Below are 16,277 nucleotides of genomic sequence, written 5' to 3' on the forward strand. Positions count from 1 at the left end.
TTCAATGAAGTCAGTTGGGCAGAACAGGTTCCATAGGTCAGACCTTTTCCTGTGCTGTCATAGGATTCGTTCCATCTGGCTAGAAAGTGATTAAACGTGAAGCGACTACAACCGATAGATTTATTGATGAGATTGGTTTGTTCCTTCGTTGGACACAAACGAAATTTAAACGCTTTGTGCATTAGTTCACCTCCCCTATACTTAATTATATACGGGGATAGTCGAACTTGCGAGAGGGAAAAACTCCCCCTCCCTCGTTCGACGCACCTTATATCCCATGGCTGAAGCCAGGGGTTTTACGGCGCTTTCTATAAGGTGGATACTCTAAGCGATTCCCTATCAGGAACGAGTTTTCCTCCTCGGAGTCCCAGGTGATTAGTAGAAATAATAGAGAATCCGTAACAATTTTTGGGTGGACAATATTGAAAATATTTGTAAAATTTTATATTATGGCACTATAGTCCAATTCACCTTAGAGTTGGCCAGCCGGTGAGATCAGCCGGTAGAAAGGAGAGGGATCGTGATGGGGAAAATTTCTCGGTGGTGGGTAGGATCTCTTGTACTCTTGATGGCGGTGGCTGTGGCGGCTGGAGGAATATGGGGTATGAACGGGTTTTTAGCATCTGCAGCAAAGGAGGAAGTGAAAGTTCCTTATCGTATTGATGGCGTAAGTACAAAGGAACAACGGAGCCGAATCGTTGCTGCTGGATTTGCCATTGATGAAGTAGGTAAGAAGTATGTGGTTACCTCTCTCAATGATCGTGATATTAAAAAATTAAAATCGATGGGCTTTCATCCCAAAAAACAAGTAAACAGCATGGATTTCCCTTCAGAGGATGCTAACTACCATAATTATGCTGAGATGAAGGCCGAGATAGATAAAGCGGCCAGTACCTATCCGAATATCGTTAGCAAGTTTAGTATCGGAAAGTCCTATGAGGGTAAGGATTTGTGGGCAGTCAAAATAGGTGATAATGTCGCCAAAGACGAGAATGAACCTGAGGTTCTCTATGTAGGAGGGCACCACGCCCGTGAACATCTAACCATTGAAATGACATTAAATCTGATGAAATGGCTGACGGAGGGCTATGGCTCCGACAGTCGTATTACCAATCTAGTCAATGATCGGGAAATTTACATTGTATTTAATGTGAATCCGGATGGTAGTGAATACGATGTGCGCAAGGGCTCCTATAGCTCCTGGCGGAAAAATCGTCAGCCTAATAGTGGTTCTTCCTTTTCAGGTACCGATTTAAATCGTAACTACGGTTATAAATGGGGCTGTTGTAACGGTTCCAGTGGTAGTCCTTTCAGTGAGATCTATCGGGGTAAATCCGCCTTTTCCGCCCCTGAAACGGCTGCTCTGAAAAAGTTTGTAGATAGTAGAGTAGTAGATGGAAAGCAGCAGATTAAAACGGCGATAACCTTCCATACGTTTAGTGAGTTGGTTCTATGGCCCTATGGCTACACCTACAAAGATGTTCCCTCTGACATGACCGCGGATGATAATAAAGTATTTAAAACGATGGGAAAAGCGATGGCTAAAACCAATGATTATACCCCTCAACAATCGAGTGACCTTTATACTACAGATGGAGATATGACCGATTGGGCCTATGGACAGCATAAAATCTTCGCCTTTACCTTTGAAATGTATCCAACATCCTCGAACCCTGGATTCTATCCGCCGGATGAAGTGATTAAGGAGCAAACAGAGCGAAATAAAGAAGCGGTCTTCTATTTAGCTGAGAAAGCGGAGTGTCCTTACGATACCATCGGCAAAAGGGCGCAGTATTGTTCTAAAAAAAGGAAGTGAATATGGAGCTGTCATTAGAAAGGAAATCCGCCAGCAATTTCTACTGGCGGATTTCTTTATATTATACTTTACACAAAAGATTCTAGGGTAATAATTCATAGATTTTTTTGGAATGGAAGGAAAAGCAAATACCACGTCCAGTAAAACTACTGAAGAATCGCTTCTCAGAAACAGAGCTATGGTTTTCTCCCCATCGTGAGGGGTCACGAAACGATATGGTTTCTGACTCTCTGTGGCAACCACTTATCACAACGAGATGTCCACCTTTTCGACCGTCTTCAGGGAATTTGTGGGTTATGGAGGCAATCACAGGGCCGATTGTTTCTAGAACGTACTGTAATTTCTCACTGTTTTCAATTAGGATGGGGGTTGCACTTAATCCATATTTTTTCCCCAGTTTTGCAAGCCCCTTATGAATCCAACCTTGTGGTGAGGAGTAAGCGTGTTGCTCTAACGCATGTGTGAGCAACTCATACTGAGGTGGGACATGATTACCAAAGTGAGCAATGATCATGCGTAGACAAGCCAAACCACAAGCTCGATTACCCCAATATTCAGGTCCTTCTCCCTGCTGAAGTTTACCGGAGGGCCATTGATGAGGTTCAAACCGTTGTGGATAGCGTGGGATGTTAAGAGAATAGTTCATTCCATCAGTGGAGCATAGAGCAGAGTGATTTACAGATTCCCCATCATTGTGTGCTAATTGCTTATTGAATTCAATATTACCCCACTCCCTTACTACTTCATATAAAGTATACTGTAAACCTTTTTTCATAAAAATTAAAAGCTATCAAAATTAAAAAATAAAGGTTTGTATTTTACATAATTTAGGAAAGTATAAATTCCTTTATATGTAAATCGCTTTTCATTGCTAGGAGTGTGGTATACTGTACTGCAAATATTTTTGTTACATTGATTGGTAACGTTTGTGCGAGCCGGGATGATAGAAGGGAAGCTATTAAAGAGGTCGCCAGTTAGATGTTTGATTGCAAGTGTAGCCACTATGCGGTTTATTTTTTGGATAAGGAGACGGCTTTCTATGGAAGAAATCAACCTTCAGTTACTCTTATTTCTCCTATGTGCAGGTTTTCTTGCTGCATTTGTGGATTCGGTTGTAGGTGGTGGGGGACTGATTGCGATTCCTGCACTTTTATTTGCTGGCCTACCACCGGCGATGGCCCTAGGTACCAATAAACTGGCGAGTTCGATGAGTTCACTGACGAGTACCATTTCCTTTATGCGTGCAGGTAAGATTCATTTTGGGATGGTTAAGATGCTGATCCCGTTATCTCTAATTGGATCTCTCAGTGGCGCATTTATTATGAGACAAGTCCCCTCGGACTTTCTGAAACCTCTGATTATCCTGTTGTTGCTTTTGGTCACCCTCTATACGTTCTTCAAAAAAAATTGGGGAGCGGAATCCACGTACACAGGAATGACCTTGAAAAAAGGACTTCTTATTGCTTTAGCCGCACTTGTTATTGGATTTTATGATGGATTTTTTGGTGCTGGGACAGGCTCTTTTCTGATGTTTTCCTTTTTGACCTTAGGCTTTAACTTTGTGGAGGCAGCGGGAAATGCCAAGGTCCTCAACTTTGCAAGTAACTTTGCTGCAGTAGTTATGTTTGTTTATCTGGATGCGATTAATTATGCCTATGGCTTACCGATGGGTGTGGCGATGGTCTTGGGTGCGTTACTAGGATCCAAACTGGCAATTAGTAAAGGTACATCCTATGTAAAAGCCTTATTTGTTTCTGTTTCTATCCTGATGATCAGTAAACAATGCTGGGACTACTTTTCGGTGTAGGCAGTCTAGGTCAAGAGGTATGGACTACTCGTTTATAAAGGCTACAAACCCTTATGCATCAAGGACTTGTAGCCTTTATTGTACAAAAAAACTGATAGTTTGAATCTATCTATCGAAAGACACGGTTAAAGACATGTTTAAACGAACTCATGCCTGTGCTGAAGGTACCTAAGCATTAAAATTTAACATAACTAATGAGAATGATTGAGTTTGTACCATCATCGGGACCGGAATTTTTTCAAAATAAATTTTGCTATGGTGACGAGTACCGTTTTTTTACGACCTTTTTGGGACGACAGCATTGAGCTATTAATGAGATTAATGAAGGGTGATTTTCGTGATTTTGTAGGCTGTTTCCATCCCTTTTTAGAGCCTCCACTCAACTTACCGATAATAGTAGTAATCAACATGGTCAGGAGCGTTTTTTTCAATGGGATTCCCCCTTATGTTATTTAATTTAACCGGTATAGATTTGGGCAAAACCTTTTTCAACTTAGCCAATTTTTAGAAGGAACGAAGTGTATTGTCAATGGGTGAGGCAGATCATCGAAATGCCTAGCATTAAAACGAGAATGGACATGAACTCATGTCCATTCCTTTTTACTTAGAAATGGAGTGGGTGAAATCATGAAAGTTAGTCAATCGATGCCGTTGATTCAGCATCCCTTCGCGAAAATGGCGATGGAGCACCCTGAATATGAAGCCATCATCGACGGTAATCGCGTTATCACCTATTCCGATCTCAATAAAAAAGCTAATGGAATTGCTCATCAGCTAACGGAGTGGGGGTTGCAAAAGGGAGAACGTGTCGCCCTTGTATTAGCTCCCTCGATCGAATGGGTGGCGGCGATGCTTGGGGTGTTAAAGGCAGGTGGTGTCTATGTTCCGCTAGATCCTGCGTACCCTAGGCAACGAATCCACTTTTGTCTCCAGGATAGTGGAGCGGCCTATGTGATTTCGGATGGTGAGATCTCGTACTTTTCCCAAAGGTCGCTTCATGTACATGAAACCGAGGCGAGGGATCAGTTCGATTCGGTACATGTAATTACTCCCCTGGATCCAGCCTACATGATTTATACGTCAGGCTCTACCGGTCAGCCGAAGGGAGTACTAATCCCCCACCAGGCGGTCTCCAATCACATGAGGTGGATGGAGAGTCAATTTGGCTGGGAGCCGCGGGATGTTTTTTTACAAAAAACATCGGCTAGTTTTGATGCATCGGTATGGGAATTTTTCGCTCCCCTATGGTGTGGGGCGAGGATGGTCATACATTCAGGGGATGCTTTGGAGATATGTCAAACCATTCGTAGGCACCGAGTTACTGTGGTACAACTTGTGCCGTCGGTGTTGAAGCTGTTGGTGAATTTGGGTGAGTTTAGGGATTGTACAACCCTGCGTTATGTGTTTGTCGGTGGTGAACCCCTACCGATTCCGCTGGTGAACCAATTTCATCATGAGTTAGCAATCCCTCTGGTTAATCTGTATGGTCCTACAGAGGCGACCATCGACACGACCTTTCGTATTTGTGAACCGAATCAAGAAAGAGAGGGTGACGTGGTTCCCATCGGTAGACCGATTCAAAATGTATCGGTAGTGGCGGTCGATGAAAATCTACAGCCCTGTTCACCTGGAGAAGAAGGGGAGCTTTTGATCACAGGGATGGGGCTTGCTATCGGTTATCATAACCGGGAGTCTTTACAAGCTGAGAAGTTTGTTCACCTCCCCTGGGATCCAGGACAGATCGGGTATCGATCAGGGGATTTGGTAAGGCAGCTCCCATCTGGCGAGTGGATGTTTTTGGGGAGAATCGATCAGCAAATTAAGTTACGTGGATTGCGGATTGAACTGGGTGAAATCGAAGCTATTTTGTTAAAACAACCCGCTGTAAAAGATACAGCCGTATGCTTGATGGAAGGAGAATGGTTAGTCGCCTTTGTCGTAGTGGATCCGTCTTGGAGTGAGGTAGAAAGTAAAAGGTCTCTAGAAGATTCACTCCCAGGTTATATGGTGCCACAGTTTATGGTCACTCTCGAAGCGATGCCCTTGTTGCCCAATGGCAAGCTGGATCGCAAACAACTACAAACCCTCCCTTTCCGAGAAGAAAATAGCCTCCCGAAGGTAGCGTTAACCGAATGGGAAGAGAAAGTGCTCTGCTGTTGGAAAGCGATCTTTCCTATAGAATCTGTTGGAATTTCTGACTCTTTTTTTGCGGTGGGAGGGGATTCTCTTAAAGCTCTGCGCTTGATAAGAGAATTTAGCCAAATAGGAATGAATGTTCCTGTATCCTTTGTATATGATCATCCAACCATTTGTGCACAAGCACGGGAGTTAGAAGCAGGGAGCCATTTGAGTGAGTTATCGGAGACGCAGAAACTAAAAGGGAACACTGGAGACTATATGGGGGTAGAATCTCCTCTATCCTTCGGTCAACTGGGAATTCACTTTGGGTCGGAGTGGAGCGGGGGGGATACTTATCAGATTCAGCTATGTTTACAGTTTCATAAGGAGTGGGCCCCTGACCGTATCCGTTCAGTTCTCCAAGAGATGACCCAAAGGCATGTGGCATTACACTCGGTGATCGAAGAAAGGGAGCCAGGGGAGTTTTGGCAACGACAGGATCCCGAGACACCCATGGTTTTTAACGTATGGGAAAGCGAAGAGCAGTTTTCGGATGAAAGCCTGGTGGATCATGAAAATAACGTGAAGCCACAATTTGATATTATTCAAGGAGATCCGAACCAACTCATTATTCGTATGCATCATTTGATGATGGATGGGTGGTCGATTCGTCTATTTTTACAAGAACTTGATGAGAGACTTCAGGGTGGGGAGTTTTCCTCCCTAGAAGATCGCTCGTTTTATCAGTTTGCCCAGGAGCAAGCATGCGGTGGGCAAGAGAACGTAGGTATTTTGGAGGATTATTTAGCTGATGCTCCTGGAACATCCCGTTTCCCAGAACAATGGATGGAAGGGGTTCAGCAAACTTCCCAGGGAGCTCAAGTGAAGAAAAGGATTGATGGGAAGTTATATGAGGCTTGGCAACAAGTTTGCAAGCAATTAGAAGTAACTCCTTTTTCCTTCTTGTTAACAGCGACGCAGGTATGTTTAGCACAATGCAGCGGACAACAAGATGTGATCGTCGGTGTTCCTGTGGCCAATCGGGATGATGAGAGATTTCAGCGAACCATTGGGAATCTGGTGAATTTATTACCCTATCGATTAAAGGTGAAGGATCCATCTACCTTCAGTCAGTTGGTTCAACAAACCTTTCAAAATATGGCGTCGCTTAGAGAAGCAGAGTCGGTTCCCTTTGAGAAAATCTTAACTTCTTTGCAAGTGGAACGGGATATGAATTATCATCCACTCTTTCAAACGATGGTTGTTTACAATGATTATCCGATTTCCGGGAAAACTCAGCATTTTGAATGGAGTGAAGGTTATCTAGGCACCACCAAATGTGATGCAAGCTTTCAGTTTTATGCTGAGGAGAGTCACGTGGATCTGGTGTTGGAGTATTGTACAGATTTATTTACGAAAGAGGTCGCTGAAACGATTCTTGATAGATGGGAGCAGGGGTTTGCGTTATCTATTGACCATCCTGAACGGGTCGTTACTCTAGCAGAGATGGAAGCAGGAAGTGAAATAGAAGAAAATAAATCCGAACGTCCGCTTAAAAAGACGGCTGTGGTGAAGGCCGAGAGTGAAGATCATGTGCTAAAGAGAGTACGAGGGTACTGGAGTCAGGTTTTAAAGGTCGATGATCTAAAGAATGAGGATCGTTTTTTTGATCGTGGAGGCCATTCTCTATCAGCGATGAAATTGGTAGCCATGATCAATAAGGATATGGGATGTAACCTTTCAGTGAAAAGCATCTTTGAGTTTCCTACCCTTGGTGAATTTGCTCATGCTGTAGGGCGTTCCTCCTTACCTTTGTCTTCATCAGCAAGACAACCTGAAGCAGTAGTTATGCTACAAAAACATGATGAAGGAACTCCGATCTTTTTTGTTCATCCCGCAGGGGGTGCAGTCTGGTGCTATCGAGAGATGGCCGAGGTTTTTCAGGAAAACCATCCTGTCTATGGCATCCAATCGGTAAGGGCAGAAGCAACGGGGGAGTATGCAGTAGATTTACCAGAGCTGGCTCGTCTGTATGTGGGATATATTCAGGAGATCCAGCCAGTCGGTCCCTATGTGATCGGTGGATACTCCTTTGGGGGAAATGTAGCTTTTGAGATGGCTTGTCAGCTGCAAAAAGCAGGGGAAGAGGTAGCTTTATTAGCGATGATCGACTGTCATATTAGTTATCCAGCGCCCTTTAGAAAAAGTGAGTTCCTTGTTTCCTTTGCCGAAAAGTGTGCGGAGGGGCAGAAGTCTGTCCTTTCCGAGGATGAATTAACGCAGATGAGTGAATCGGATCGATTAACTTATCTTCTTGAGCTTGGTAAAGAAAGTGGTCATCTACCGGATGATGCGACAGTCGAGCGGTTAATGGAAGATGTGGCAATGTGGCAGGCGAATAACCAAGCCATTCGTAGCTATGTGATGGAGTCAAGGTTCCATGGGAAGACCCTTTTCTTGAGAGCACAGGAGAATACCAGGGATTCCACGCAAGGGTGGGAAGAGAGGTTAGTTGGCGATTTTTCCATTACGGAAGTCCCTGGACATCATTTCTCGATCTATAAGGGGGAGAATGCAAGAGAAGTAGGTAGATTGGTCAAAGAGGAGCTAGAGAAAAGGGGTTAAGGGAATGGCTGTGGTATTGCGTTGGCGTTTGGCAGGGGAGTTTATCCAAAACATGATTTTCTGGTGTATCTTCCCCTTTATGGCTCTTTATCTGACTCAATTGATGGGGGCAAGTCGTGCGGGATTGTATCTTGCCCTCTCCCAGGTCTTTGCGGTAGTAGCTGGGCTGATTGGAGGAACTCTAGCGGATCGTTGGGGGCGAAAATCCGTTATCAAATTGACATCGCTAGGGTTTGTGGTGGCACTGGTGTTGTTTCTTTTGGCTAGCGGAATCCACTCGGTGGTACTCTTTTGGTTTGCCTTTACGCTGCTTAGTTTGTGTAATACTCTTTACATTCCAGCGAGTCGGGCGATGGTATCCGATTTGATTTCAGTTGAGGAGCGCAACCAAGTTTACGCTCGTTTTTACACCACTTTCAATATCGCTGTGATCTCGGGGCCAATCATCGGGAGTCTTCTATTTTTCCGCTATCCCATGCCCTTTTTTGCGATGGCGTTGGCTTTGGGTTTGGTGATTGTATGGATTAGTTATGTTAAAACAAACGAGACGTATCGCATTCAAGGAGAAACTAGCAAAGAGAAACCCAGGAGTTTCTGGGCGGAAAATCTTCGTGCTTATCGTCAGGTTGGTAAAGATCCGGTTCTCTTTTTGTTTATTCTCGCAGGTGTCTTTGTTGCCCAAGCCTTTATGCAATTGGAAATCCTCTTTCCACTGATGATCAAAGAAAGATTGTCTCTAGGTTCTATCGGAGAATGGAAGATTTATGCTAATGACTTTTACTCGTGGATGCTCGCCCTTAACGGGATGCTCGTTGTCTTATTTACGAATGCCATGGCTAAGTGGATGAAATCAACACCGCAAAAGTGGGTGTTTGTGATCTCTAGTTTGTTGTACGGAGTAGCCATCATCACCTTTGCAGAGTCCTACTCCTATAGCATCGTAATGATAGGCATTTTTCTCTTTACTTGGGCGGAGCTCATGATTGTGAGTGTACAGGAGGGGTTTGTCTCAGAAATCGCTCCCGAGGATCGAAGAGGGACCTATTTTGCCGCGGCCCAGTTGCGATTTGTGCTTGGCCGGTTGATAGCCCCTCAGTTTTTGTTGCTATTGCCCCTCCTCTCAATGAAATGGACGCTCCTAATGGTTGCGCTGTTTCCATTGATAAGTGGACTTTTGTATGGGGTGATGTTTTCCCTCTGGTTGCGGAGGAAAAGAGTGCGAGTGGATGAGAAATTAGCTGGGTAAGGAGGCATAAATGCCCAACCTAGTTGGATTTTTTGGTAGTTTCTTCCGTGGTAGATTGGTATAATAAAAGAACCAACGCGAGTGACAGGCCGGGGGCCGGTCGCAACTCCCTATGGAAGGGGGTGCGGCCTATGCTGGAGAAGATCGTGTTGATCTTCACCCTGCTACGTGGTTTGCTCGAAATCTGGCGTTTTGTAAGCGAAAGAAATTCCAGAAAACACAGCAAACGCCCCCGGTCTAAGCGTAACGGTTAGCGGCCAGATCGCTTAGCTGGGGGCGTTTGTAATAACACCTTCTAGTGCGGCCGGCCTAAGCCAGCGTTTGGTGCATAGACAGTCGGGTGCCAGCCCGGCTGTCTTTGATATTCTATGTTTATTTTACCCAAAGTATTTAACCCTGTAAACCGAATAACTGACACTACCTTGCTTTTCTTGTGGAAGTGACAACAAAAAATTCGATTAAATCGAAGGACTATTCTTATACGATATATGGATATATGGGCTTGATACATAAGGAAGTGCCAGTGGTATATCCCACAGCGCCCGAAGGAAGTGCCCTTGGGGTGGCTTCAGCTGTGGGAGTGTCAATGGTTATTCATTAATTAATTCCTGGTGGTTACATAGTAATCTAGCAACCCATCGGAAGGACTCATCGTTGGGTGCGTACACCCTATAATTAGTGTTGAGATTATCATAATTGATAATGGATATGTGGTGCTCCATTAGCTGTTGAATAGTTAGGTTCTCTTCTAAAAGTGACCACTTTGAGGGTTCAATAAGTATCAATCCTAGTACTTCATTTAATGGTTCTATCGTATCGTGGGAATTGTCCGTTAGATACATGATGTAGTAGGTATACTCACCACTTGGTAGACCCTCACGGTAGGGTTTGTTTGTATCTTGGTTCTTTTTAAACTGGAATAGAAATGGACTTGGATGATCTATACACTGCACTTCTTGTATATGATTTGTATCAAGATTATGCAGATAGGTTATGGGGGAGTCTTTGAAACTCACAGTTAGACCTACTTCTTCTAACGCTTCACGTTTGGCACATTGAATAGGAGTTTCATCTATCTCTTGTCCACCGCCGACTGCGCCAACACGATAGTAACTTTGTTTATTGATGGAGTCTAAGGCAACAACTAAACGTCTATTTTTTAGGATGATAACCCCGGCGCAAAAGGGTTGTTGATAAGTAAGTTCTTTAACGTTAATGGTATTCATAATCTATCCTTCTTACCTATACAAGTTTTTATATTTGAATTATATATGATCAGTTGGGTGTAACCCTCCCGTATAAATAATTAATTCAGTAGATTTTTCTCTACGTAAGAATAGATGTTTGTCCGAATTAATGTTGGTACCACCGCTGGAGGGATCTCGTCCAAATACAACCCTCACCGGATTTTACTGAGGTAATAAAGTGCTGAGACTGCAATGGCAGAAGTGGGATAGATCGATCCAGAGCTAAATAATTGAATAGTGGCATATGGCATTTAAACAAATCCGGACAAATGGACGATGCCGAATCTTTTGTATACACTAGAGGTGACGGAAATTCGGCACCAACTGACCACTTTTCGGCAGTTGTGGCAAGGGGGATTCCAAGATGGGGCCTGCGTTGTCTGAGCGTATGCTATGGGAAGTGTTGCACTGCATCGATGAGGGCATTCACGTCGTGGACAGCGAGGGATTTACCGTTTTTTATAATCATGTTGCGGCAAATTTGGATGGTTTGCCTCAGAAAGAAGTGATGGGAACCCATGTTTTAGAAGCGTTTCCATCCTTGACACCAAAGACGAGTACGCTGATGAGGGTAATGGAGACAGGAGAACCTCTCCTCGATCAACGTCAAGCTTATACGAATCGGCGGGGAAAGCGTGTAGTGACGGTAAATAGTACCCTGCCATTGCTGGTGGATGGGGTGAAGGTAGGAGCTCTTGAGGTGGCCAAGGATGTGACCCGCATCCAGGAGTTATCCGATAAGGTCATCGACCTACAGAGTCGCATCGGAAAATCTCCTTCAGGGGAAATGACCGAGAGGGGCCTTTATCATTTTGACGAGATTATTACAGGGGATGTTCGGATGTTACAGGAAATCGGGCGTGCGCGTAGGGCTGCGGCTACACGCTCTCCGGTACTCGTGATTGGGGAAACGGGTACGGGAAAAGAACTTCTCGTCCAATCGATTCATTCGGCCTCCCCCCGTCGCAATCAGCCATTTATCGCGCAAAATTGTGCAGCGTTGCCGGCGGCTCTGTTGGAAGGGATTCTTTTTGGTACGACACGGGGAGCCTTTACGGGGGCAGAGGATCGGCCGGGGTTGTTTGAATTGGCGGCGGGTGGAACATTATTTTTGGATGAGATCCATGCGATGCCTGTAGATTTGCAAGCAAAGCTTTTGCGGGCACTGGAGGATCGCGTGGTACGGAGAGTGGGGGATATACGTACACGGGTGGTGGATGTACGAATTTTTGCTGCTTCCAATGAGCCCCCGGAAGTCAGTGTGCGAGAAGGGCGACTCAGAAAGGATCTCTATTATCGATTACATGTCGTTCGAGTTCAGGTCCCACCATTACGAGAGAGGGATGGCGATGTATCCCTACTCACTGGTCATTTTATTGGTAAATATAACGAACGTTTTGGGATGAAGGTGAAGGGGTTATCCCCAGATGTAAGGAAGCGCTTTGCTTCCTATGACTGGCCAGGCAATGTACGAGAGTTGGAAAATGTGATTGAAGGTGCGATGAATCTGGTCGAGGGGGAAGAGATTGGAAGCGAACATTTACCAGTGCAAATGGAGTTAACCCAGCAAAGGTCCGATTCCATTGAGGAGCTTCCTGAAGAAATCCCTTTACCAGAAAAGCTTCACGAAGTCGAGCGAACGTGGGTAAAACGGGCATTGCAGGAGTGTGGTGGAAATGTGAATCAGGCCGCTGTTCGTTTGGGCATTCCAAGACAAACGCTTCAATATAAGCTCCGTAAGTTGGATTTAAGGAGCTGATTAACCTATAGGTGCCGAAAATTAGGCGATTAATGATTAGGGATTCCCTGAAAGTCGCGTCGGAGCGGCTTTTTTGTTTTGGCATGGATTTTGCATTATTTATTATTTGAAGAATAAGTCTACTGTTTGGAGGAAGTGGGTGAAACGAAGGTGGTAAGTAACGAAAAACAAGGCCATCGATTCGGTTTGCACCGTGTGGTGGAGCCAAAGGGGCTTTTGCCCCAGCCAGCTTGGAAGCTCGATGCGGACCCGATCTGCCTGGACAATGAAATGCTCATCGATGTTTCTTGCCTCAATATCGATTCTGCTTCCTTTAATCAACTGAAAGAAAGTTGTGAACAGGATCCATCCCAAATCCGGGAGCGCGTTTTGGAAATTGTGCGAGAGCGGGGGAAAATGCACAATCCAGTCACTGGGTCAGGTGGGATGCTAATCGGTCGAGTAGAAGAGATCGGTGCTGGATTCCCTAGTGAGGGGATTCAGGTGGGGGATCGAGTGGCTACATTGGTCTCCCTCACCTTGACACCTCTGTTATTGGAGGAGATCGAGGAGATCAACATGAAAACAGGACAGATCCATATTCGTGGAAAAGCAATCTTATTCGCAAGTGGTCCCTTTGCGGTGTTACCGGAGGATTTACCGGAAACCTTATCTCTAGCAGTGCTAGATGTTTGTGGTGCTCCAGCACAGACGGATCGGCTAGTAAAAGAAGGGGACACGGTGGTGATCCTTGGAGCAGGTGGTAAGTCGGGGCTACTTTCCCTCTGCCGGGCTCGGATGAAAGCAGGTGCAAGTGGCCGTGTGATCGCATTGGAATCCAATGAAGCGGCATGCACTCAGATTGAAGAGTTAGGCTGGGCAGATCATGTAGCCCAGGTAGATGCTCGGAATCCGGTCGCAGTTCTGGAGGCCGTTGAAAAACTGACGAATGGAGAGCTGGCAGATTTAACGGTGAACTGTGTCAATGTTCCTGATACAGAGTTATCCGCTATTCTCGCCACAAGAGAGCAGGGTATTGCCTATTTTTTTAGTACCGCAGTGAAGTTTACCTCTGCAGCATTGGGGGCGGAGGGATTAGGTAAGGATGTACGCATGGAAATCGGGAATGGGTTTGCTCCTGGACATGCCGAATTGACATTGGATACAGTGCGAAGGTTTTCGTCTCTCCGTCGTCTATTTGAAGCCCGCTATGCGGCAACGACACATATGTGATGAAGGGTGGTTGAATCAGCACAACACAGAGTTTTCTAATCAGCGAAAGGGAGTGGGATCATGGCACGAGATTGGCGTGAGATCGAACTGTGGAAAGATGTAACCGAGGAACAGTGGAATGATTGGTTATGGCAGTTAACCCATACGATTCGTACTGTAGAGGACCTAAAAAAGGTGGTTAACCTAAAGGAGCATGAGGTGGGTGGTGTTGGGATTTCCCACAAGACGATCCCACTAAATATCACCCCCTACTATGCCTTGCAAATGGATCCAGAAGACCCAACAGATCCAATCCGCATGCAGTCTGTACCGATTTCATCGGAGTTAGAGCACACCATCTATGACATGGAAGATCCCCTCTTGGAAGATACGGATTCCCCGGTACCTGGTTTGACTCATCGTTATCCAGACCGCGTTCTTTTCCTGGTGACCAACCAGTGTTCCATGTATTGCCGTTATTGTACAAGGCGTCGTTTCTCCGGACAGGTAGGGATGGGAGTTGCCCGGCCGCAGATGGATGCTTGTATTGAATATATTCGGAATACACCGCAAGTACGTGATGTTCTCCTATCTGGTGGGGATGGTCTACTCATCAATGACCGAATTTTAGAGTATGTGCTGAAAAATTTGCGGGAGATTCCTCATGTGGAGATTATCCGTATTGGAACCCGGGCACCGGTAGTATTTCCCCAGCGAATTACCGAAAATTTGTGTAACATCCTGAAAAAGTACCACCCTGTCTGGCTGAACACCCACTTTAATCATCCCTGTGAGCTTACTCCTGAGGCGATAAAATCATGTGAGATGTTAGCAGATGCAGGAGTACCCCTTGGGAACCAGGCGGTTATTTTGGCAGGGATCAATGACTGTCCCCATGTGATGAAACGGTTAAATTACGATCTCGTAAAAATCCGCGTTCGCCCCTACTATATTTATCAATGTGATTTATCCGAGGGAATCGGCCATTTCCGTGCACCTGTATCCAAAGGGTTGGAAATTATGGAGTACCTGCGTGGTCATAGCTCGGGTTACTCTGTCCCCACCTTCGTAGTCGATGCGCCAGGTGGTGGAGGTAAAATCCCACTTGCACCAAACTATATCATCTCCCAAAGCTCTAAGAAAACAGTGATTCGTAATTTTGAAGGGGTTATTACTTCATATCCCGAGCCAGATGATTATCATGAACACGATTCGGAAAGCTGCGAGTTCTGCCAGGTAGCGGAAGGAAAGAACCTAGGAATTGCCTCCTTGATGTCGGATGAACGGATCAATTTAGAGCCGAAGGTATTGTCTAGAGAAGATCGACGTGGGGAATTTGAGCGGCGCAAACGGAGAATTAAGGAGCCAAAGAAGAAAACCGTCACTGAATCCACGGAAGCCAATTAATATGCTAAGCCGACTCGTGACCGGGGGAGATTGCTCCCTCGCCGTGATCGGCCTCGCAAAAAATGCGGGCAAGACTACGGTGTTAAATGCACTGGCGATGGAAGCCTCTCGCCAAGGAATGCCCACAGCTTTAATGAGTATAGGAGTGGATGGTGAAGAAAGAGATGTTTGGAGTGGGAGAGAGAAGCCGCCTGTACGAGTTCCCAGTGGTTTTTTGACGGCAACAGCATCCCCGTTATTGGAAGAGAGGCCAGGTGATTGGGAGATCCTAGCGGTGACCTCCCTTCACTCTGCCTTAGGGCCTATTGCGGTTGCCAAGGCGTTACGGAACACAACGGTGAAGCTGGCAGGGGTTACCACAGTGAGTCGTGTACAGGAAACCGAAGCGATCTTTCGGGAGCATGGAACACAGCTGACCTTGGTTGATGGGGCCTATGATCGACGCTCTGCCGCGAGTCCTCTAGTTACCCGAGCCGCTGTATGTGTAGTAGGGGCATCCCTTGCAAAGTCCCTCGATGACGTGGTAGATAAGACCCGAGCTGCTGTGCAATTGCTCACCCTTCCTATCGTTACAGACTCTTTATTCATACAAGCGGGGGAAAGAGCGTGTGCAGAGGGAAAAGTCGTGGGGGTGGGAGAGGGAAAGGTTGAACCTTTTCCAATGCGCTCTTTATTAGCGGGATGGGATGGATTAAGGGAGCGATTAACCAGTTCCAGTGAGCATTGGCAGGGATTAGCGCTTCCAGGTGCTTTAACCGATGCGGTTTTGGAACGATTGATCTCCTTGCGGAAACCCCTTGCTCTCTGCTTGGCAGAGCCTACTCGTTGTTTTGTCTCTCTGGATGGGATGAAGCGTTACGCTCGATTAGGGGGAGAAATATCCTGCTTACGGTCGTTAGAGTTAAGAGCTGTTGCGATTAATCCGATCTCTCCAGAAGGGTGGAGTTTTAATCCCATGGAAATGCAGGAGCGAATTGAGGGTGTATGTGGAGATATCCCCGTCATCGATGTTATGCGGGAGTGTCAAAGTTTCTCTGATTGAAAAGAGCACGGACATCAGG

General features: G+C 45.7%; 12 protein-coding genes. 9 read left to right on the forward strand and 3 right to left on the reverse strand.

Annotated features, from left to right (window positions below; genetic code table 11):
- Positions 1–182: helix-turn-helix domain-containing protein (locus tag BLV90_RS03535; RefSeq protein WP_177167880.1), on the reverse strand; the 182-nt coding region annotated here is incomplete at its 3' end.
- Positions 183–523: 341 nt separating this feature from the next.
- Between BLV90_RS03535 and BLV90_RS03540 the strand changes: the two genes are divergently transcribed.
- Positions 524–1,816 (forward strand): M14 family metallopeptidase, encoded by a 1,293-nt coding sequence (locus BLV90_RS03540; RefSeq protein WP_091736310.1) that lies wholly within the window; start codon positions 524–526, stop codon positions 1,814–1,816.
- Between the two features lie 82 nt (positions 1,817–1,898).
- Here the strand turns inward: BLV90_RS03540 and BLV90_RS03545 are convergent, their stop codons facing one another.
- On the reverse strand, positions 1,899–2,591 hold the full coding sequence (locus BLV90_RS03545) for a C39 family peptidase (protein WP_091736313.1): 693 nt from the start codon (positions 2,589–2,591) through the stop codon (positions 1,899–1,901).
- Positions 2,592–2,855: 264 nt separating this feature from the next.
- Between BLV90_RS03545 and BLV90_RS03550 the strand changes: the two genes are divergently transcribed.
- The 4 genes from BLV90_RS03550 to BLV90_RS16635 all read left to right on the forward strand — a co-directional run bounded on the left by BLV90_RS03550 (position 2,856) and on the right by BLV90_RS16635 (position 9,866).
- Positions 2,856–3,623, forward strand: a complete 768-nt coding sequence (locus tag BLV90_RS03550) for a TSUP family transporter (RefSeq protein ID WP_091736315.1) — start codon at positions 2,856–2,858, stop codon at positions 3,621–3,623.
- 627 nt (positions 3,624–4,250) lie between these two features.
- Complete coding sequence (locus BLV90_RS03560; RefSeq protein ID WP_091736319.1) at positions 4,251–8,366, forward strand: non-ribosomal peptide synthetase; 4,116 nt, start codon at positions 4,251–4,253, stop codon at positions 8,364–8,366.
- A 4-nt stretch (positions 8,367–8,370) separates the two neighbouring features.
- Positions 8,371–9,612, forward strand: a complete 1,242-nt coding sequence (locus tag BLV90_RS03565) for an MFS transporter (protein ID WP_091736321.1) — start codon at positions 8,371–8,373, stop codon at positions 9,610–9,612.
- Positions 9,613–9,743: 131 nt separating this feature from the next.
- Complete coding sequence (locus tag BLV90_RS16635) at positions 9,744–9,866, forward strand: hypothetical protein (protein ID WP_281241996.1); 123 nt, start codon at positions 9,744–9,746, stop codon at positions 9,864–9,866.
- A gap of 336 nt (positions 9,867–10,202) precedes the next feature.
- On the opposite strand, the gene BLV90_RS03570 is transcribed toward BLV90_RS16635, so the two are convergent.
- Positions 10,203–10,838, reverse strand: a complete 636-nt coding sequence (locus tag BLV90_RS03570; protein WP_091736324.1) for an NUDIX hydrolase — start codon at positions 10,836–10,838, stop codon at positions 10,203–10,205.
- A gap of 385 nt (positions 10,839–11,223) precedes the next feature.
- On the opposite strand from BLV90_RS03570, the gene BLV90_RS03575 reads away from it, so the two are divergent.
- The 4 genes from BLV90_RS03575 to kamB all read left to right on the forward strand — a co-directional run bounded on the left by BLV90_RS03575 (position 11,224) and on the right by kamB (position 16,258).
- Entirely contained in the window at positions 11,224–12,618 is a 1,395-nt protein-coding gene (locus BLV90_RS03575; RefSeq protein ID WP_091736326.1) for a sigma-54 interaction domain-containing protein, read from the forward strand.
- A 150-nt stretch (positions 12,619–12,768) separates the two neighbouring features.
- Entirely contained in the window at positions 12,769–13,830 is a 1,062-nt protein-coding gene (gene kdd, locus BLV90_RS03580; protein ID WP_091736985.1) for an L-erythro-3,5-diaminohexanoate dehydrogenase, read from the forward strand.
- A gap of 60 nt (positions 13,831–13,890) precedes the next feature.
- A complete protein-coding gene (gene kamA / locus BLV90_RS03585; protein ID WP_091736328.1) occupies positions 13,891–15,216 on the forward strand; it encodes a lysine 2,3-aminomutase in 1,326 nt (441 codons plus the stop codon).
- A 1-nt stretch (position 15,217) separates the two neighbouring features.
- On the forward strand, positions 15,218–16,258 hold the full coding sequence (kamB, locus tag BLV90_RS03590; protein WP_091736330.1) for a lysine 5,6-aminomutase reactivase subunit KamB: 1,041 nt from the start codon (positions 15,218–15,220) through the stop codon (positions 16,256–16,258).
- Positions 16,259–16,277 lie beyond the last annotated feature (19 nt).

The organism is Marininema mesophilum, assembly GCF_900106775.1.
Taxonomy (GTDB): Bacteria; Bacillota; Bacilli; order Thermoactinomycetales; family DSM-45169; genus Marininema; species Marininema mesophilum.